This is a genomic window from Rossellomorea vietnamensis, from assembly GCF_001305855.1.
GTDB lineage: Bacteria > Bacillota > Bacilli > Bacillales > Bacillaceae_B > Rossellomorea > Rossellomorea vietnamensis_A.
In genome coordinates this window covers 1-17,255 of the sequence record NZ_LIXZ01000003.1, presented here as the reverse complement: position 1 = coordinate 17,255, position 17,255 = coordinate 1, and the positions used below count along the sequence as shown (strand labels likewise).

General features: G+C 45.9%; 22 protein-coding genes. 18 read left to right on the top strand and 4 right to left on the bottom strand.

What is annotated here, in order from left to right:
• The first annotated feature begins 41 nt into the window (after nucleotides 1-41).
• The 3 genes from AM506_RS04860 to AM506_RS04850 all read left to right on the top strand — a co-directional run bounded on the left by AM506_RS04860 (nucleotide 42) and on the right by AM506_RS04850 (nucleotide 1,941).
• Complete coding sequence (locus tag AM506_RS04860) at nucleotides 42-485, top strand: hypothetical protein (RefSeq protein ID WP_152968528.1); 444 nt, start codon at nucleotides 42-44, stop codon at nucleotides 483-485.
• 101 nt (nucleotides 486-586) lie between these two features.
• Entirely contained in the window at nucleotides 587-1,516 is a 930-nt protein-coding gene (locus tag AM506_RS04855) for a helix-turn-helix domain-containing protein (protein WP_082386240.1), read from the top strand.
• The gene (locus tag AM506_RS04850; RefSeq protein WP_060671370.1) at nucleotides 1,516-1,941 is read left to right on the top strand and encodes a hypothetical protein; all 426 of its coding nucleotides are present in this window, start codon (nucleotides 1,516-1,518) and stop codon (nucleotides 1,939-1,941) included. Before AM506_RS04855 ends, AM506_RS04850 begins: the two co-directional genes overlap by 1 nt.
• A gap of 46 nt (nucleotides 1,942-1,987) precedes the next feature.
• Here AM506_RS04850 and AM506_RS04845 read toward each other — a convergent pair whose 3' ends face one another.
• Nucleotides 1,988-2,179, bottom strand: a complete 192-nt coding sequence (locus AM506_RS04845) for a hypothetical protein (protein ID WP_060671369.1) — start codon at nucleotides 2,177-2,179, stop codon at nucleotides 1,988-1,990.
• 226 nt (nucleotides 2,180-2,405) lie between these two features.
• Here AM506_RS04845 and AM506_RS04840 point away from each other — a divergent pair, with 226 nt between their 5' ends.
• The 4 genes from AM506_RS04840 (at nucleotide 2,406) to AM506_RS04825 (ending at nucleotide 5,312) form a co-directional block, all read left to right on the top strand.
• A complete protein-coding gene (locus tag AM506_RS04840) occupies nucleotides 2,406-2,834 on the top strand; it encodes a DUF6526 family protein (protein WP_060671368.1) in 429 nt (142 codons plus the stop codon).
• A gap of 60 nt (nucleotides 2,835-2,894) precedes the next feature.
• On the top strand, nucleotides 2,895-3,818 hold the full coding sequence (locus tag AM506_RS04835) for an ABC transporter ATP-binding protein (RefSeq protein ID WP_060671367.1): 924 nt from the start codon (nucleotides 2,895-2,897) through the stop codon (nucleotides 3,816-3,818).
• Nucleotides 3,815-4,906, top strand: a complete 1,092-nt coding sequence (locus AM506_RS04830; protein ID WP_060671366.1) for an ABC transporter permease — start codon at nucleotides 3,815-3,817, stop codon at nucleotides 4,904-4,906. The genes AM506_RS04835 and AM506_RS04830 overlap by 4 nt, the downstream gene beginning before the upstream one ends.
• Before the next feature lie 145 nt (nucleotides 4,907-5,051).
• Nucleotides 5,052-5,312: a hypothetical protein gene (locus AM506_RS04825; RefSeq protein WP_060671365.1), complete on the top strand. Its 261-nt coding sequence runs from the start codon at nucleotides 5,052-5,054 to the stop codon at nucleotides 5,310-5,312.
• 99 nt (nucleotides 5,313-5,411) lie between these two features.
• Here AM506_RS04825 and AM506_RS04820 read toward each other — a convergent pair whose 3' ends face one another.
• A complete protein-coding gene (locus tag AM506_RS04820; RefSeq protein WP_060671613.1) occupies nucleotides 5,412-6,029 on the bottom strand; it encodes a sterol desaturase family protein in 618 nt (205 codons plus the stop codon).
• The gene (locus AM506_RS04815) at nucleotides 6,029-6,718 is read right to left on the bottom strand and encodes a GntR family transcriptional regulator (protein ID WP_060671364.1); all 690 of its coding nucleotides are present in this window, start codon (nucleotides 6,716-6,718) and stop codon (nucleotides 6,029-6,031) included. The genes AM506_RS04820 and AM506_RS04815 overlap by 1 nt, the downstream gene beginning before the upstream one ends.
• A gap of 188 nt (nucleotides 6,719-6,906) precedes the next feature.
• On the opposite strand from AM506_RS04815, the gene AM506_RS04810 reads away from it, so the two are divergent.
• The 10 genes from AM506_RS04810 (at nucleotide 6,907) to AM506_RS04770 (ending at nucleotide 15,680) form a co-directional block, all read left to right on the top strand.
• Nucleotides 6,907-7,359, top strand: coding sequence for a MarR family winged helix-turn-helix transcriptional regulator (locus AM506_RS04810; RefSeq protein ID WP_060671363.1), 453 nt, complete (start codon nucleotides 6,907-6,909; stop codon nucleotides 7,357-7,359).
• The gene (locus AM506_RS04805; RefSeq protein ID WP_060671362.1) at nucleotides 7,356-9,764 is read left to right on the top strand and encodes an MMPL family transporter; all 2,409 of its coding nucleotides are present in this window, start codon (nucleotides 7,356-7,358) and stop codon (nucleotides 9,762-9,764) included. Before AM506_RS04810 ends, AM506_RS04805 begins: the two co-directional genes overlap by 4 nt.
• A 389-nt stretch (nucleotides 9,765-10,153) precedes the next feature.
• A complete protein-coding gene (locus AM506_RS04800) occupies nucleotides 10,154-11,653 on the top strand; it encodes a malate:quinone oxidoreductase (RefSeq protein ID WP_060671361.1) in 1,500 nt (499 codons plus the stop codon).
• Between the two features lie 64 nt (nucleotides 11,654-11,717).
• On the top strand, nucleotides 11,718-12,539 hold the full coding sequence (locus AM506_RS04795; protein WP_160316846.1) for a hypothetical protein: 822 nt from the start codon (nucleotides 11,718-11,720) through the stop codon (nucleotides 12,537-12,539).
• Nucleotides 12,540-12,553: 14 nt separating this feature from the next.
• On the top strand, nucleotides 12,554-12,730 hold the full coding sequence (locus AM506_RS22650) for a hypothetical protein (protein WP_160316845.1): 177 nt from the start codon (nucleotides 12,554-12,556) through the stop codon (nucleotides 12,728-12,730).
• 89 nt (nucleotides 12,731-12,819) lie between these two features.
• Nucleotides 12,820-13,035, top strand: a complete 216-nt coding sequence (locus tag AM506_RS04790) for a hypothetical protein (RefSeq protein WP_060671359.1) — start codon at nucleotides 12,820-12,822, stop codon at nucleotides 13,033-13,035.
• Entirely contained in the window at nucleotides 13,032-13,766 is a 735-nt protein-coding gene (locus AM506_RS04785) for a DUF5694 domain-containing protein (RefSeq protein ID WP_060671358.1), read from the top strand. The genes AM506_RS04790 and AM506_RS04785 overlap by 4 nt, the downstream gene beginning before the upstream one ends.
• Nucleotides 13,767-13,793: 27 nt before the next feature.
• Nucleotides 13,794-14,711 (top strand): MBL fold metallo-hydrolase, encoded by a 918-nt coding sequence (locus tag AM506_RS04780; RefSeq protein ID WP_060671357.1) that lies wholly within the window; start codon nucleotides 13,794-13,796, stop codon nucleotides 14,709-14,711.
• Nucleotides 14,708-15,442, top strand: coding sequence for an alpha/beta fold hydrolase (locus AM506_RS04775; protein WP_060671356.1), 735 nt, complete (start codon nucleotides 14,708-14,710; stop codon nucleotides 15,440-15,442). Before AM506_RS04780 ends, AM506_RS04775 begins: the two co-directional genes overlap by 4 nt.
• A gap of 55 nt (nucleotides 15,443-15,497) precedes the next feature.
• Nucleotides 15,498-15,680: a DUF4177 domain-containing protein gene (locus AM506_RS04770; RefSeq protein ID WP_060671355.1), complete on the top strand. Its 183-nt coding sequence runs from the start codon at nucleotides 15,498-15,500 to the stop codon at nucleotides 15,678-15,680.
• A gap of 38 nt (nucleotides 15,681-15,718) precedes the next feature.
• Here AM506_RS04770 and nagZ read toward each other — a convergent pair whose 3' ends face one another.
• Nucleotides 15,719-16,918: a beta-N-acetylhexosaminidase gene (nagZ, locus tag AM506_RS04765; protein WP_060671354.1), complete on the bottom strand. Its 1,200-nt coding sequence runs from the start codon at nucleotides 16,916-16,918 to the stop codon at nucleotides 15,719-15,721.
• A gap of 141 nt (nucleotides 16,919-17,059) precedes the next feature.
• Here nagZ and AM506_RS04760 point away from each other — a divergent pair.
• The coding region (locus AM506_RS04760; RefSeq protein WP_152968527.1) for a helix-turn-helix domain-containing protein at nucleotides 17,060-17,255 on the top strand (196 nt) is incomplete at its 3' end.

Below are 17,255 nucleotides of genomic sequence, written 5' to 3'. Positions count from 1 at the left end.
TTATACTCAACATAATGAATGTGATAGGGGATGGGGAAATCGTGCAAAAAATGGCTTTTATGTTCCTGACAGGTTCTTTACTCTTTGCAGGGTGTTCGAATTCAGAACAGGCAGATGCATACACCGTGAAGGAAGCGACGGACAATGGTGACACGCTGGTCGATGAGGAAGGGGAAGTAACCAATCTGGACAAACTACTGATGTTTGTAGATGGGGTACAGGAGAAGAAAGAGTCTGAAGTGACGGTATCCAACTTTTTCAACAACCAGGTAAGTGTGAATGAAATAACGTACGATGGAAATAAAGTGAACTATGTAGTAAAGACCGTTACCGGAGAAGAAAAGAGAAGTGCGGTCTGCGAAGGAATTGAAGAAAGGAGCGGATTCATCTCATTACAGGGGTGTGACGGGGAAGAGGATTCCATTGGGATCGTGCAGGTCTCGGAGTATAAAATAAATAAAGCCAGGGCTTCGATGAAAGATTGAACAGCAGCATCCAGATCCGGATGCTTTTTTGTGTTTTGGGAGGGATTTCTATATCGATAGCCGAATGAAGAAGAGAGTCATTGGTTTGGAGGTGAAGGTAGGTGCAGGAAAACAGCATTGGGGTCCAGATCAAGGAACTGCGAAAGCATTTTGGGATATCCCAGCGGGAACTTTGCAGGGATATCTGCAGTCAATCGTTTATAAGCAGGATTGAAAGCGGCGATCTTTCTCCGTCGGCGGACCTTTTGTATCGACTATCCATGAGGCTGGGGGTGGATATGAATTATTTCCTTGAAAGAGTCTATGTTCCCCGCATGGACTATGTTCAGGAGGTTCTCCTGCAATTAAGCGAGTCCTTAAAGAAGAAGAATTATGAACAGCTTAAAGAATTGGTCAATCATGAGCGGAGAAACCCTCTTTTTATACAGGGGAAGAACAGGCAGCAGCTGCTTTGGTATGAAGCGATCTATTTTTATAAAATTCACGGTGACTTCCATCGGGCCATAATGCTTCTGGATGAGGCACTATCCATGGGGCATACCACTTTAAAGAGTCACTCCGAGAAAGAAATCGAAATCTATTTAACGAAGGCGAATATACATACTGAACGAAAGGAGTTGAATGAAGCGATTTCCATGTATAAAGACATCCTTACTTACCTTCATCGGCTGCCTGTCATCCGGGATAAAGAACTATTAATCAAGGTGTATTACAACTATTCACGTGCCTTGTATTTGAATGGAGAGTTGGGGAAATCACTTCTGTTTGCTCAAAACGGAATCAGGGAGTGCCGTGAAAATAGAATCCTCTTCGGTATGGGAGAGTTATATTTTCAAATGGGGAGGGTGTATCGGGATCAATCAGAGAATGAACTTTCCAAAGGCTTTTTTGAAAAAGCAGCGATGGTGTCTCAGTTGATGGAAGATGAAAACCTGAAGAGAATGTCTGAATCACAGATGGAACATATAGGCGAGGCGGAGTTATGTCTTCGGGACCTCCCATTCCGACATCATAATAAGGAGGGGATTTGATGAATGGAAGAAAAGAAGTGCAGACGATAAACTGGACCTTGTTTGGGGTGCTGACATTAGCTGGTCTTGTTTCTGCAGGGAGAACCCTCACCAATTTGAAGAACATGACACCGGAACAAGAAGCAGAGGGACAATCAAGATTCCAGGTTCAGTGGGAACAGCCAGAGACCATTTTTGCTTTGATTCTGGGGTGCATTACCCTTCTCCTGATTCTAGGATGGAAGAGGCTTTTTCCTTATAATGTTCCACTTGCGATGATAGTGGGTGGGATTTGTTATGCCTTTCTATTTCAAGTGACGACTGTTGGATGGGCAGGTCTGATCGGGTTCGTGGGCTTACTGATTGCCATGGTGGCAGGGTTATTGATGATAATTATTTATGCGTTCGGTGCACGAAAGTGGGGATTGAGGCGTCGCGAAGAATGAAACAAAAAAAGGGCCTGATCACAGCCCAAAAGTAACCATTTTATCACTACCGTCCGCCTACTAAGTACTTCAAATGATTGGACTCACCACGGCAATGAGCATCATACCCCTCACCCCTATAGGTATCATAACAATCACCTTTAAGGTACCCTTGGGAGAAATAAGTTTCCTTGATACTGCCCACGATGACGACTCCGACCATGAACGAAATGGGGATCAGGACGAATAACCAAACCATCAGCACAACCTCCTTTTTATTAGGAAAAGCAGGTGAACTTCCAAACGTTGACATATCTGATACTATCGTACCATACAAGATATGGAAAAATATAGATAATCATTCCGGAAAAGACATCACATTGTGCCCGCATACCCCGAGACGTTGCCGAATATGTTTTTTAACAGGTGGTCCTTTCCCGCAGCCATCTGGTATATAATGAACCTATAACCCTCAGGAGGTACATATGAAACAGCAAAACTATGAAAATCACAGTAAGATCGATCCGGTGTTTCATGTAGGGATTGCCCTGCTATCCCTTATCACGCTGATTTTGACGATTATATTTTTCGTCAAGAATGTAGGGACTGAGACGCTGCTCAGCTTTATCGTACTCCTGGTTGTCATCACGTTGATCCTGGTAGGAGTAAGGCTCCGGACGTATGCCCTTCAGGTACAGGACCGTGTGATCCGAACGGAAGAGAATTTCCGTTACTACCGTCTCACAGGGAATGAGCTGGATGGCAGGTTATCCCTGAAGCAAATCATTGCCCTCCGATTCGCACCGAATGAAGAGTTCCCTGCGTTGGTCGAACGGACAATGGTGGAAAACTTAACACCCAATGACATTAAAAAAGCAGTGCAGAATTGGCGTACAGATCATCATCGCGTATAAACAACAAGGATTGGACCGCTCATTTATGGGCGGTTACGTTTTTTTAGAAGGAGGTTCGTTATGTCGGAAATCATGGTGGATGTAAAAGAGTTAGTGAAAAGGTATGGTTCCTTTACGGCGGTGAAGGGCGTCCGCTTTCAGGTGGAGAAGGGGGAGATCTTCGGATTGCTCGGGCCGAACGGGGCCGGGAAGACGACGACGATCGAGATGCTCGTGGGACTCCGGAAGCCTGACGCGGGGACGGCAAGCTTAGCCGGCTTTGACGTTAGAAAAGATGTGAATAAGGTGAAGGAAGTGATCGGGGTCCAGCTCCAGTCGACTTCGCTGTTTGAACTGCTCAAGGTGGAGGAGATCCTTCATTTATATGCGAGCTTTTATCCTAAAAATGTGGACATTGATCAATTGATCGAGGATATGCTGCTGACGGAGAAGCGGAAGGACCGGATCAAGGGGTTATCCGGCGGGCAGAAGCAGAGACTGGCGATTGCCCTTGCATTGATCCATGATCCGAATATCGTGTTCCTCGATGAACCGACGACAGGACTGGATCCCCAGGCGCGCAGGACGCTGTGGGACATTGTGCTTCGTTTGAAGGAGCGGGGGAAGACGGTGATCCTGTCGACTCACTATATGGATGAAGCCCACGTGCTTTGTGACCGGATCGGCATCATGGATCAGGGGGAACTCATCGCCCTCGATACACCAGGAAATCTTGTGAAAACGCTGCAGTCGACCAGTACGATCGAATTCCATTTGGACAATCCTCCCGAACAGGAGTGGTTCATGAAGATGGAGGGAGTCGAAGAAGTCGCCATCAAGGATACATTCGTACAGCTTTACACCGATGAGCTGCAAAGGGCGTTGACTTCCTTGATCACGTTATCGACCGAGCATGACTTAAAAATCGAGGACCTTCAGACGCGTCAAGCGACATTAGAGGATGTCTTCATTCATATGACAGGAAGGAGGCTGCGGGAATCATGAGAGCGTATTGGCAGCTGACACTGGCACAGTTACGGATATTTGCACGAAATAAACAAGTATTGTTCTTTACCCTGCTCTTCCCGGTCATCCTGATGGTGGCCCTCGGTTCATTCGCAGGCGGAGGGAACTCGGTTTCCCTGACGGTGGGGATGATCGACAGTGATCAAACCGATGCCTCAAAGGATTTAAAGAACTTATTCAATAAAAATGAGGGAATTGAAACAGCTAAATTTGATAGCGTCAAAACGGGAAAAAAAGCAGTAAAAAACGGTGATATCCAGCTTCTGATCGAAATCCCGAAAGGATACGGGGATAACGTGAAGGACAGGGACGAGGCGTTTTCGATTCCTGTTTACTATAATGAGAAGAACCTGACGACGGCGGAACTGGGACTGACTGTGGTGAATGGTATCATCGATCAATACAGCAAGGACCTCGTCGACTATAAGCCCGTCGTGACGGTCGAGAAAGTCGGGATCGAGGCATTGAACATACGCTATGTCGATTTCCTTGTACCGGGGATCGTGGCCATGATGATCATGAGCAATAATATGAACGGCGTGGCGGGTCAAATTTCTGCCTGGCGCGAACGGGGCATCCTCCGACGCATGCAGGGGACGAGGCTGAAGGCTTCCACCTTCATTGCAGCCCAGATCACAGCGCGCCTTATGCTGAACGGAACGCAGGCCCTCCTTGTCGTACTGATTGCCGACCTTATTTTTGACATTAACGTAGCCGGCTCGTGGATTGCGATGATATTCTTCATCATCCTTGGAACCCTGGCGTTCATGTCCCTCGGCTTTATCATTGCGGGTATGGCGAAGAATCCGGAAAGTGCAGGGCCGATTGCGGGTTTCGTGACGTTTCCGATGCTGTTTCTTGGCGGTGTGTTTTTCCCGATCAACAATATGCCGGATATCATCCAGCCCATCGTGAAGGTGCTGCCGATCGCTCACCTCAGTTCCGCCCTGCGGGGGACGATGAATCTCGGGACGCCGTTTTTGGAGCTTGGAACGGAGACGCTGATTCTTGGAGCGTGGCTCGTTGGCGGATTTGCTCTGGCTAGTTATGTGTTTAAGTGGGAATAGAGGTATTCAACAGATAAGTTAACGATATCTTCCAAGGTGGATTAGTCATGCGGGAAATGTGATAATTTTACTAATAGATGCATATACTAATTACTACTTTTGTTTGAAAAGGGTGATGGGTATGTGTGAGAAGGAGGATGGTAAAATGACTACTGAAACAGTTTCTCATCAATATAAATTGGATGAGGATGATTCCAGAAAAATTATTTCCTCTCCACGTACGGTGATTAAGAATACAGGTGTATTTAACGATCTAAAGCTTAGCAAGACGGATAGAATGCAAAATGCTGAAAGGATCCTGAAGATGCAAGTAGTCAGTTTATCAAGTTTGTTACAGGCAGCTCGAGACGAGGACGAAGTTTATAACTACCTAAGTTCTTTTCAGTGTAAGTTTTATCTTATTTAAGGTTGTAATAGATTATCAGTTTACTTAAATGGCGAAAAACTTCAGAGTTTGTAAAGGATACATAAAAAGTCCAATCGGATCATCCCGATTGGACTTTTTTCATGCCCTCTTTTCCAAATCCTTCGCCGTCTCACTCATCTCCACGTCGCTTCCTTCTTTATAGGTCCCGAACAACACATCGACAAATGGGGTGGAGACCCCGTACCAATAGTTCTCATTCTTATAGTGATGGAGGATATGGGTCTTTTTAAGCCAGCGGCCGAATCGTGTCTTAGGCTTCATTGGACGGTGTGCGACGTAGTGTTTCCATTCGTATACAAAGAACATGAAGAGAATCCCGGTGGTGAAAGCAAGGGTGAATGACATCGAACCGGTCAGGAAATAAAATAACAGACACAGGACAAAGAGGTTGGGTGCACTATACCAGACCGGTAGAAAGAGGAGCTTCAAGTCATTCGGCTTCTTATGATGATCATAGTGCAGGCGTTTGATTAAATTCAGTAAAAAAGGGTTCTTCGGTGACTTGATGTGAAAGAGGAAGCGGTGGGTGAGGTATTCACTGAACATATAGGTGACGATCCCGACGGCAAAAAATAACAAGCTGAATAGGGAAAGCTCCATCGTGAACAAAAATCCGAGTACCACCAGAAAAATGCCCACCATGACTAAAATATCAAAGTGTAAAAAGAAATCCCGATACAATCGATTCTTTTTCATCATGCATTGCCTCCATTCATCTTTTGTTTCCATAGACGTATGCTCGCTTCCATCATGTCATGGACGGTTTGTTCGGCTAGTTGAAGGTCCCCATCCAATATCCATTTAAGAAGCGTTTCGTAATAATCCCGAGAAGCGGCACGGTGTGTGGAATCGCTGAAATATTTCTCCGCCATCCTGATATACACATCCTTAAAGCTGTTCAGGATCAAGAGATAAATCGGATTCGGCGAAAGCATGGCCACCCCATGCTGGATATACCAGTCGAATTCCGCATAGGTTACAGTTGTGTTATCTATATCCTCATACGGAGCGAAGAGGGAAATAACCTTCAGTTTGTTATTCTCCAAAGCGTCCCTGAAGTATGCGGGGGTGATGGAAACGCGAAGCTCAAGCATATAAACGATGAATTCATCCGGAATTTCATCTTCGTGCTGAAGGATCGTGACGATCGTCATCAAGTTTCCCTGCTTCCAGTAATCATTCACGACAGAGGGCATTCCCTTCCGGCTCGTGATCCAGCCGTCCTGTTCCAGGCGCAGCAGTGCCTCGCGAATGGTGGGCCGTCCCACTTTGTAATGAGCCGCCAAATCCCTTTCTGATTGAAGGGGTTCCTGAATCTTCAGTTCCGCGCTAAGTATGGAACGGGTAATGTCACGGGCGATGAGATCGGAAGAACGTTCTTTCATTGTGGTACCTCCTGATTGGTAATACCATTTTAAATTGTGGTAATACCATTATATGATTCTAGTAGATATATTTGTCAATAAATTCTGAAATTTAACAACGGTAATTTTTCAGGCACCTTATTTCTTGACTCTAACTAGTTGACCCCCTAAACTATAAAGTAGAATAATTAGTTTAGGGGGTCAACTAGTTGGATAAGCGGTTAATTGAAGCAGTCGAGCTGTTCGAGGATGTGATGGTATTCGGAACAGATCGGGTGCTGAAGAATGTAAAGGCTGATGTGTGGCAGGAATATTCTCCTGAACAGATTCAGGTGCTGAAGCTTGTCAATAAGAACGGTCCGCTTGCAGGAGGTGTGATCGCCGAGCTCCAGGGGGTTCATAAGAGTGCGATTTCGAACCGTTTGAAGAGGCTTGAAGAGAAAGGGCTCATCGAAATCGTGAAGGCGGAAGGAGATCAACGAAGCAAGCTTGTATGCCTGACGGAGGATGGGCAGAGGGTCGTAACCGAGTCCGATCAAGCGGTCTATGCTTATATCGAAGACTTATTTGCCGATCATGTGAAGGACGAGGAACTGGATCAATTCCTGACGATGTTCAGGAAGATCAGATCGATTTTGAAATTGGAGGGTGAAAAAGGATGAAATCAATCATCAAATTCAAGTGGCCGATAACAATTGGCCTGCTTATCATAACGGCATTATTATTTGTCATCTCACCAAACCTCACAAAGCAGGCAGAGGAAGCGGGTACTTTCCAGCTTCCGGATGACGCCGCATCAAAGAAAGCCATGGAAATGCTGAATGATGCCGGTGCCGGGGAAGAGACGATTTCCCTTGTCTATTCTTTAGATGAGAAAAAGACTGATTCGACGAAGGATGACATTGCGTCGAATGTAGAGGAATTAAAAAAACTTGGTGATCCGGTCAGTTCGGTCCTTGATCCTTTTGAAAGCGAAGAGCTGGAAGCCCAGCTTGTTTCAAAAGATAAAAAGACCGTCCTCGTTCCCATCACGGTAGACGGAACCCAGGAGGAAGTGGTGGAACTTGCTGACTCCATCAAGTCAGATATCCTGAAAGACCAGTCATCCGTGTACCTGACAGGGGAAGCCATCATCAATAATGATGTGAACCTGAGCGCGCAGGAAGGATTGAAGCGGACGGAAATCATTACGGTCGTGTTGATTTTTGCCTTATTATTAGCCGTTTTCCGTTCCATCGTGACGCCACTCATCCCGCTTGTAGCCGTAGGGATCACGTATTTACTCAGTCAATCGATCGTGGCATTTTTCATTGATTGGTTCGGATTTCCCGTATCGAACTATACGCAAATTTTCCTTGTGGCCATCCTGTTCGGGATCGGGACGGATTACTGTATCCTGTTACTGAGCCGGTTCAAGGAAGAACTGGGAGCAGGCCAGCCCATCAATGAGGCGATCATCCGCACGTATAAGACCGCGGGACGTACGCTTTACATAAGCGGGCTCGCCGTGTTCATCGGATTCTTTGCCATCGGTTTTGCCGACTTCCCGATCTTTAAATCAGCCGTTGCCGTAGCGGTGGGAATTGCAGTGCTGCTATTGGTGTTAAGTACGGTCATGCCATTCTTTATGGCCACTTTGAAGGAAAAATTATTCTGGCCATCGAAGAAATCCGTTTCTCACAATGATAGTAAGCTATGGGCATGGATGGGCAAGCTTTCGGTCAATCGTCCCTTGTTGTCCATGGCCGTGGTGGCCGTCATCACGGTTCCACTATTATTCACCTACGACGATGCACTTTCTTTCAACACGGTGGATGAAATCGGGGACAGCTATGATTCAGTCAAAGGTCTTCAGGCGATTGAAGACGGATTCGGTCAAGGAGACTCCCTGCCGGTCCAGGTCCTGCTTTCAAGTGATGAAAAACTTGTGACCGAGGATACCGTTCCTTATGTTGAAAAGCTGAGCCGTGAGCTTGCGAAAGTAGACGGGGTGAAGAGTGTACGTTCGATCACACGTCCTGCCGGCGATGCGATCGAAGAATTCAATGCGGACTATCAGCTAGGGAAAATCGCTGAAGGGGTGAACGGGGCAGCCGATAGTCTTGATCAAGCTGTGAAAGGTCTCAGTCAGCAGGCAGCCATGGCCGGTCAGGGTCAGGCTCCGCAAACAGGCGCGCCGAGTCCACTGGACGGGCTGAACCAGATCACAGGTGGATTGAACCAGGCCGGAGATCAGCTTCGAGGGATGAGCAACAGCGAGACCATCCGCGATACCGGGTTGTACTTACCACCGGGTACTTTGGAAAATAAAGAATTTGCCCAAGTGATCGACAGGTATTCCTTCGGAGAAGAAAAAGGAATGAAGCTCGAGGTCATCCTGTCCGATAATCCGTATTCACCGGAAGCCATCAACACCGTGGACCGGATCAATGAAACGACAGAACGGGTCATCAAAGATACGCCTCTTGAAGATACCGAGGTTGCCATCGGAGGGGTCTCAAGCATCAACCGTGACCTTAGCGATATTTCAACGAGTGACTTCACCCAGACGGTGACGATCATGCTCATCAGTCTGTTCGTCGTCCTGGCAATCCTGTTCCGTTCCTTCATCATGCCGCTTTACATGATCGGATCCCTGCTTCTGACGTACTTCACGTCTGTGGCCGTAGCCGAGTGGATCTTCGTGGAGGGACTTGGATATGACGGCATCAGCTGGGCCGTGCCGTTCTTCGGATTCGTCATGCTCGTGGCCCTTGGGGTCGACTACTCAATCTTCCTCATGGACCGTTTCCGTGAACAATCAGCAGAGGGCATGACGGTGACCGACGCCATCAAAGCATCGATGGCGAAGATGGGAACCGTCATCATCACGGCAGCCATCATCCTCGCAGGTACATTCGGGGCCATGGTACCATCTGGCGTGCTCAGTCTCGTGCAGATCGCGACGATCGTCATAACCGGACTGCTTCTGTATGGACTGATCGTTCTGCCATTATTGATACCGGCCATGACTGTGTCTTTCGGTAATGGGGTATGGTGGCCGTTCCGACCGAAGAAGGGAAAGTAGATTGATGGCAGCCCGTTCTAAAAAAGAGCGGGCTGTTTTTTGAGTGAAAGACTAGTTTAGGTAAAAAGGCGAAAAACTCTGAATTTTAGTTCGATTAATATGAAAAAATATTTTTCTGAAAAACTAATCAGAATCTCTACTGATGTTGTCGGGTTTCTCTTTGACATATAAGGGTTCGGAGAAGGTGAGGGTACTTTTAAACCTTTGTCACCAAGCGTTCATGACACTCTTTTCACTTTTGTTTTTTCGTAAAACAGTTTATAATAATCAGATAATACTAGATATTTTACCCTATGAATCATTATAATAGAAGATGGTATGGTTTTTTTTGACACATGAAGGTGCTGAGTTGAAAGCGCCTGCAAATATAGTGGATGAGGAAGGTTATAATGAGCAGCTTACAGAAGAAAACAGATGTTATCTTAATTGGTGCTGGTGTCATGAGTGCGACTTTAGGAGTGATCCTGAAAGAGTTGGCGCCGGAATGGGAAATCACAGTGTTTGAAAAGCTCGCGAAGCCTGGGGAAGAAAGCTCGAACGAATGGAACAATGCCGGAACGGGACATTCTGCACTATGCGAGCTCAACTATACATCCGAAAAGCCTGATGGATCTATAGACATTACGAAAGCAATCAAAGTCAATGAACAGTTCCAACTATCAAGACAGTTTTGGTCTTATCTCGTCAACCGCAATCACATTGGTCAACCACAGGACTTCATCATGCCGATCCCGCATATGAGCATGGTTCAAGGTGAAGAAAATGTGGAGTTTCTGAAAAAACGTTTGGAAGCGCTCTCAGCGAGTCCTCTCTTCGAAGGTATGGAATTCTCCGATAATCCGGAAAAATTGAAGGAATGGATTCCGCTGATCATGGATGGCCGTGAATCGGATGAACCGATCGCGGCGACGAAGATCGATTCAGGGACGGACGTCAACTTCGGGGCGTTGACCCGCAAAATGTTCGATCACCTAAGTGATAAAGGCGTCGCAATCAACTACAACCATAGTGTGGAAGATATTAAACGCAAATCCGACGGTTCATGGGAAGTGAAGGTCCATGACATCGACGGCATCAAGATGGAATATCATACGGCGAAGTTCGTCTTTATCGGCGGCGGTGGCGGAAGTCTTCCGTTATTGCAAAAAACAGGTATCCCTGAGTCGAAGCAGATCGGTGGATTCCCTGTATCTGGGCTCTTCATGGTGTGCAATAACCCAGAAGTCATCGCTCAGCATCACGGGAAAGTGTACGGAAAAGCCAAGGTCGGAGCTCCCCCGATGTCGGTTCCGCATCTTGACACCCGTTACATCGATAACAAGAAATCCCTTCTGTTCGGACCATTTGCCGGGTTCTCACCGAAGTTCCTGAAGACGGGATCGAATATGGATTTGATCACATCGGTCAAACCGAATAACCTTTTCACCATGCTTGCTGCAGGAGTTAAGGAAATGGGATTGACCAAGTATCTGATCCAGCAGGTTCTCCTGTCCAATGAGAAACGCATGGAAGAATTACGCGAATTCATCCCGAACGCCAAGAGCGAAGACTGGGATATCGTCGTTGCAGGCCAGCGTGTGCAGGTCATCAAGGACACCGAAGCAGGCAAAGGAACCCTTCAGTTCGGTACAGAAGTGGTCAGTTCCGCCGACGGCTCCGTCGCTGCACTCCTTGGAGCATCACCGGGTGCTTCCACAGCCGTTCACGTCATGCTGGAAGTCTTGGACAAGTGCTTCCCGCAGCACATGAAAGAGTGGGAGCCGAAGATCAAGGAAATGATCCCATCCTATGGAGTGGCATTAGGGAAAAACCCTGAACTCTTCAGGGAGATTCATACGTCAACTGCGAAGGCGTTGGGTTTGAGGGATAAAGAGGTTGCGTATAGCTAAGTGAATAAGAAGGAATGCCCTGTGGATGCAGGGCATTTTTTATATGCAGAATGGGGGGATGGGGTTGAATACCAATCTCATTATCATTGAAGGGATACCGGGGTCAGGCAAGTCGACCACGGCCAATTTTATTAAAGAGCATTTGGAGAATGAAGGGGTCAAGGTCAAGCTCTTTCAAGAAGGAGATACCAGTCATCCTGCTGATTATGAATCGACGGCTTGTTTAAATGAGGGACAGTTTAACAACCTGCTTGAACAATTTCCTGAACAACAGGAGAGTCTTAAAGAGCATGCCGAGAAGAAAGGCAATCACTATTTTATTTCGTATCGTAATGCTCCTGATATGGAATCTTCTCCTCTTTTTGAATACCTGGCTTCTTATGATGTCTACGAATTGGATCTGGATACGTTCGAAGAAGTCGCAGCTAACTATTGGAAGGAATTCGTGGAACAAGCGGCACTTGGCGATGACGTGTACATATTTGAATGCTGTTTCCTACAAAATCCGTTTACCAAGTTCATTGCCATGCATAATGCCGAACCAAAGAGACTGGAAAACTATCTAAAGAAAATCGGCTCGTTAATCTCACCATTGAACCCTCTGCTAATCTACTTTTATCAGGACGACGTTGAACAATCCTTCCATCATGTCTATGAGGAGCGAAGTCAGGAGTGGCGTGAGTTCTTTACGGATTATCATGTGAATCAAGGATATGGGAAGGCGAATGGATTGAAAGGGTATCAAGGGATTGTGGAGTATCTTGAGATGCGTAGGAATTTGGAGATGAAGATTCTTGAGGAATTGCCGGTTAGGCATATGCTCATTGAGAATGGAGACAAAGACTGGGATACTTATTATGAAAAAATGAAGGAAGCGATTAAGTAGTTGGAGGGAAAGGTTTGTTCTTATTATTCCTAATTGTGACAGCCTCCCTCATCGGATGCTTATTGGTCCCATTACACGTATTTGGACTTGCCATCGGTTTTGGAATCATCACGGGTTGTCTGGTGAGAGGGTTGTATCTAATGCATGAGATTAATAGTAAGTTAGATAAACAGAACAGTGAAGGACAGTAGGCGGCACAAACAGATGCCGTCTTTATTTGTATTTATACCAGTAATTTGAAATAATTACAATATAAGGACTTTGGGAGAGGGGGATGCGAGTGGATGATTTAGAAAGCAGGTTGAGTAAAATGAACCTGGAGATTCTGAGCTTTGAGGAAATCGGTGGCGCCCACATGCTTGCCTGGGAAGTGGAAAAGTATTTTCAGGGGCATCTGTCAGAAAAGAGGATCCGCGAAATCATAGAGTGGAAGATCGGGGAAATTGAGCGGGTAAGAGAAGATTTAGAGACGAAGGGGTTGAATGGAAGAATATGAATGAAAAGCCGAAAGTAATGGTTCTCGGAACATTTCATATGCGCTATACGCCCGATTTGCAGAGGGTTGAGCTTGATGATGTATTGATGAATGAAAGACAAAAAGAAATCAGGGAAGTCGTCAACAGTTTGAAAGAGTTCAAGCCTACTAAAATAGCATTGGAAGTTGAGAAGGATAAGGAGGAACCTCTTAATGAAGAGTATCACAAGTATTTGAACGGTGATTTGACATTGGAAGTGGATGAGATTCATCAGTTTGGGTTCCGGGCCGCATCAGAATTGAGACATGAGCGATTATATGCTATCGACTGGATGGAGAGTGTCGGCAACAGGGGATTGGGACAGGTCATGGAGTGGGCGAAGGTAGAGCAGCCGGAAATGTATCAGCACATCAATGATACATACCGGACGAAACTCCAACTAAACGTCAATCCTCCTGACATTTATGAAATGGTCAAGCAATGCAATTCAGAGTCGAGGATTAAGCTCGATCACGAAATGTATATGGCAGTCGCACGAATCGGCAAGGATACCAACTATGTTGGAATCGATTGGGTGAGATGGTGGTACCAACGGAATTTAATCATATACTCGAATCTGGCTGAAATCACATCTTCCCCTGATGACCGGACCTTGTTGATCATCGGGTCGGGGCATGTTCAACTGGTGACTCAGTTTTTGGGGGAGAGTGGGTTGGTGGACTTAGTTTCTCCTAATGATTATTTGAAATGATCGAAGAGATAAATAGGGGTGAAAAGGATGAACGTTGAATATAATAATAATCACTTTACACTTCATCAAATCAAAGACGGTATCTATGCGGTTCTATCAAAACCGGGTGGCGGGGCAGTTGCTAATGCAGGATTCGTCGATTTAGGTGACGGGGTAGTGGTGTTTGATACGTTTAACACACAACAGGCGTCTAAAGCTTTGAGAGATGCCGCAGAAAAAATCACCAATCAGAGAGTCACGTGCGTTGTTAATAGCCATTATCACGGAGATCATATCCGGGGCAATCAAACGTTTAAGGACACGACCATTATTTCAAGCGGGGTCACCTTAGAAAAAATGATAGAAATCCATCCTCCGAGAATAGAGAAACAGAAAGCAGACATCGAAGGACTCGCACAATATATTGAATCTCTTGAAAAGCGAATTGATGAATCAGGGGAATTTACCCTTCAAGAGCAAGTGAATTTTTTATATGAAGTGAAACGGTCGTTACCTGACCTGGAGTTGACTTTGCCCAATGAAACTTTCAAGGAAGAAAAGACATTACAGGGAACAAAGAGAAGCGCAAGACTATTTACGTTAGGAGGGGGACACTCTTTTTGCGATACTATGCTTTATCTTCCGGAAGAGAAAGTGATCTTCACTGGGGACTTGGTATTTGTTCACTGCCATCCGACATTCTTTGATGAAACCGATCCAAGAAAATGGATGGATATTTTACAAAAAGTCATGGAGCTGGAGATTGAAACAGTCATTCCGGGCCACGGCGATTTGGGTACAAAAGGGGACATTGATACAATGATTCATTATCTCTCGCACCTATTATCTATTCAACATCAAGGCAGTGCTGAAATTCCTCCTCTTTATAAAAATTGGCCATCCTCAGAAGTATACTTTCAGAATCTAAAGAGTTTGAAGAACAAAATAGGGAGTTCCATTATATGAATAGAGAAATGCTGGTGCCCGTTAATAACTTCAACTTATATGCCAAGCTAATGGGTAAGAAAAACGGTAAACCAACAGTGGTGATGGATGCCGGTTATGGTGATTATTCCAAAGCATGGGATTCAGTGATCGGGGATCTATCTCAAATAACGGAAGTACTGGTCTACGACCGTGCCGGGCTTGGGAAGAGTGAAAAGAGTCCGAATCGGAGGACAAGCCGTGAGATGGTAAAAGAGCTGAAGGAACTGCTAAGCAACCTGGACATCAACCCTCCTTATATATTTGTCGGGCACTCTTTCGGGGGAGTGAATGTGAGTGTATATGCTCATGAATACCCTGAAGAAGTCGAGGGCTTGGTGCTGGTTGACTCAACTCCGGTTGATTATAGGGGACGCTTCCTGCCTACGATGACGAGTGATTTCCAGGAAGCATATCGTAAACAATTTGTCCGTGAAGGCAATTACGAAGAATTCATGGAAAGCCTGGGGCAGTTAAAGGAATATAGTAATACTTTAAGTATGCCGGTAATCGTGCTTGCCGCTGGTAACAAAGATCATTATTCTGAAGTATCTCAAGGATTGTGGAATGACATGCAGAGGGAGCTGGCGTTGATTTCTTCCAGGGGAGAATATGTGCTTGCTAAGAATAGCGCTCACTATATTCAACGGGATGAACCGCTGGTGGTTGTAGAAGCAGTTGAAAAATTGCTGTATTCCGAGAAGAAAGTTTGAAACCATAAGTACCATGAATCCGTATAATTAGTAAGACCCCACGGGAGGTGCAACCATGTACGAATACACATACGTCCAAACCAGCTTAGGCGGATTTTTCACTGAGCCGAAGCACAGGGAGATCATTGAGGAGTATGCCGCTGACGGATGGCGGCTCGTCCAGGTGCTTCCGCTCAGGTATAACGGCCACGGAAAACCGACGGATTATGAGATTATATTTGAAAGAGCACTGTCTTAAAAAAAGCGGATTTCTCACTTAGAGAGATCCGCTCTTTATTAGGGTGTGATTTTCGAATTGACTGATTTGATCGCTTGATTGAGTTCTGTCAGATCGACGTTTCCAGTTTGGGTATCTTTCAGATGGTACTTTTGTTTGAGATGGATGATTCTCTTTACGCTTTCATCAATTCGCTTCTCTGAGATTTCTCCATTTTTAACGGCTGATTTCAGTGCTTCCATTGCTGTCACTGCCTTTTGAGCATCGTGGGCGATGAGGATCAGGTCGCTGCCGGCTTTGACGGATTGCACCGCAGCTTCTCCCATTCCGTAGTTGTCCGCCACGGCTTTCATGGTCATATCATCCGTGATGACGACGCCCTTGTAGTTCAGTTTCTCCCGTAAAAGGTCAGTCACAATTGCCTTTGATAATGAAGACGGATAGGTGTCATCCAGTTGAGGAAGAAGGATATGGGCGACCATTACCAAATCGGCTCCATCATTGATGGCACGCTTGAATGGAATCAGTTCCAGCGAGTCGAGTTCTTGCAGGCTCTTGTTGACTACGGGAAGCGCCAGATGCGAATCGACGGAAGTGTCTCCGTGACCAGGGAAGTGTTTGATCGATGACAGGATGTTCTGGGATTGAATCCCTTTCATCGTCTGGATCCCTAGTTCGCTCACAATATCAGGGTCGGGGCTGAAGGAGCGGTCGCCGATGATCGGGTTATCCGGATTGCTGTTTACGTCCAGGACGGGAGCGAAGTTCAAATTGAATCCGAACTCTTTCAGCTCCTTGCCAAGTAGGGTCCCCACTTCATAAGAAACGTCCGGATCGTTCGCGTCTCCAATTTGTTGATTGGTAGGAAAGTTCACGAGTCCTCCGGGAAGTCGCGTCACGTTGCCGCCTTCCTGATCGACGCTTAATAGGAGGGGAAGAGGGTTATCGGCGTTTGCTTCTTTCACTTGGTTAACAAAACGGACGGTTTGCTCCGGACCTTTCAAATGGTCCGAGAAGAAGATGAATCCTCCAACTTTATGCTTCTGGATCAAATCCTTCGTCGGTTCATCCATTTGTGTGCCATTTACACCGGCTATGAGCATCTGGCCGATTTTTTCCTCGAGGCTCATGTTGAAAATCAGACTTTGGGAGTCTGCTTCACGATTTTTACCCCCGATCGGGTTGATGGCAAAGTAGGACAGAATGAGTACAAGAATCATGACGATTAAGAGGGAATAGCCAATCTTATTTTTCGACATATCAGATGTTCCTTTCGATATTGGATACTTGGTATCATTCTGTTCGTAACTGATGTGCCGTAAACGGAAAAATAGAAAAAGACCCGGTGGGTATCGACCCCCAAAAGTTAGAGTAGAAAACTAACTTTTGGGGGTGTTTTTATGGCTAAATATAGTGAGGAATTTAAACTAAAACTTGTCACCGAGTATCTGGATGGCCATCTTGGATATAAATCATTGGCGAAAAAATATAACCTACCCTCTAAGACACCACTACAAGATTGGGTAAGAGCTTATAAAACACAAGGAATAGAAGGTATAAAGCGAAGAGAAATAAACAAAGCGTACTCTGTTCAAT

Bases quoted from the DNA above. Each gene is read 5' to 3' on its own strand.
- AM506_RS04840 (WP_060671368.1), top strand. From the start codon at position 2,406: ATGAAACAGCAAAACTATGAAAATCACAGTAAGATCGATCCGGTGTTT.
- AM506_RS04815 (WP_060671364.1), bottom strand. From the start codon at position 6,718: ATGAAAGAACGTTCTTCCGATCTCATCGCCCGTGACATTACCCGTTCC.
- AM506_RS04845 (WP_060671369.1), bottom strand. From the start codon at position 2,179: ATGGTTTGGTTATTCGTCCTGATCCCCATTTCGTTCATGGTCGGAGTC.
- AM506_RS04820 (WP_060671613.1), bottom strand. From the start codon at position 6,029: ATGAAAAAGAATCGATTGTATCGGGATTTCTTTTTACACTTTGATATT.
- AM506_RS04800 (WP_060671361.1), top strand. From the start codon at position 10,154: ATGAGCAGCTTACAGAAGAAAACAGATGTTATCTTAATTGGTGCTGGT.
- AM506_RS04835 (WP_060671367.1), top strand. From the start codon at position 2,895: ATGTCGGAAATCATGGTGGATGTAAAAGAGTTAGTGAAAAGGTATGGT.
- AM506_RS04805 (WP_060671362.1), top strand. From the start codon at position 7,356: ATGAAATCAATCATCAAATTCAAGTGGCCGATAACAATTGGCCTGCTT.
- AM506_RS04785 (WP_060671358.1), top strand. From the start codon at position 13,032: ATGAATGAAAAGCCGAAAGTAATGGTTCTCGGAACATTTCATATGCGC.
- AM506_RS04770 (WP_060671355.1), top strand. From the start codon at position 15,498: ATGTACGAATACACATACGTCCAAACCAGCTTAGGCGGATTTTTCACT.
- AM506_RS04825 (WP_060671365.1), top strand. From the start codon at position 5,052: ATGACTACTGAAACAGTTTCTCATCAATATAAATTGGATGAGGATGAT.
- AM506_RS04780 (WP_060671357.1), top strand. From the start codon at position 13,794: ATGAACGTTGAATATAATAATAATCACTTTACACTTCATCAAATCAAA.
- nagZ (WP_060671354.1), bottom strand. From the start codon at position 16,918: ATGTCGAAAAATAAGATTGGCTATTCCCTCTTAATCGTCATGATTCTT.
- AM506_RS04830 (WP_060671366.1), top strand. From the start codon at position 3,815: ATGAGAGCGTATTGGCAGCTGACACTGGCACAGTTACGGATATTTGCA.
- AM506_RS04775 (WP_060671356.1), top strand. From the start codon at position 14,708: ATGAATAGAGAAATGCTGGTGCCCGTTAATAACTTCAACTTATATGCC.
- AM506_RS04850 (WP_060671370.1), top strand. From the start codon at position 1,516: ATGAATGGAAGAAAAGAAGTGCAGACGATAAACTGGACCTTGTTTGGG.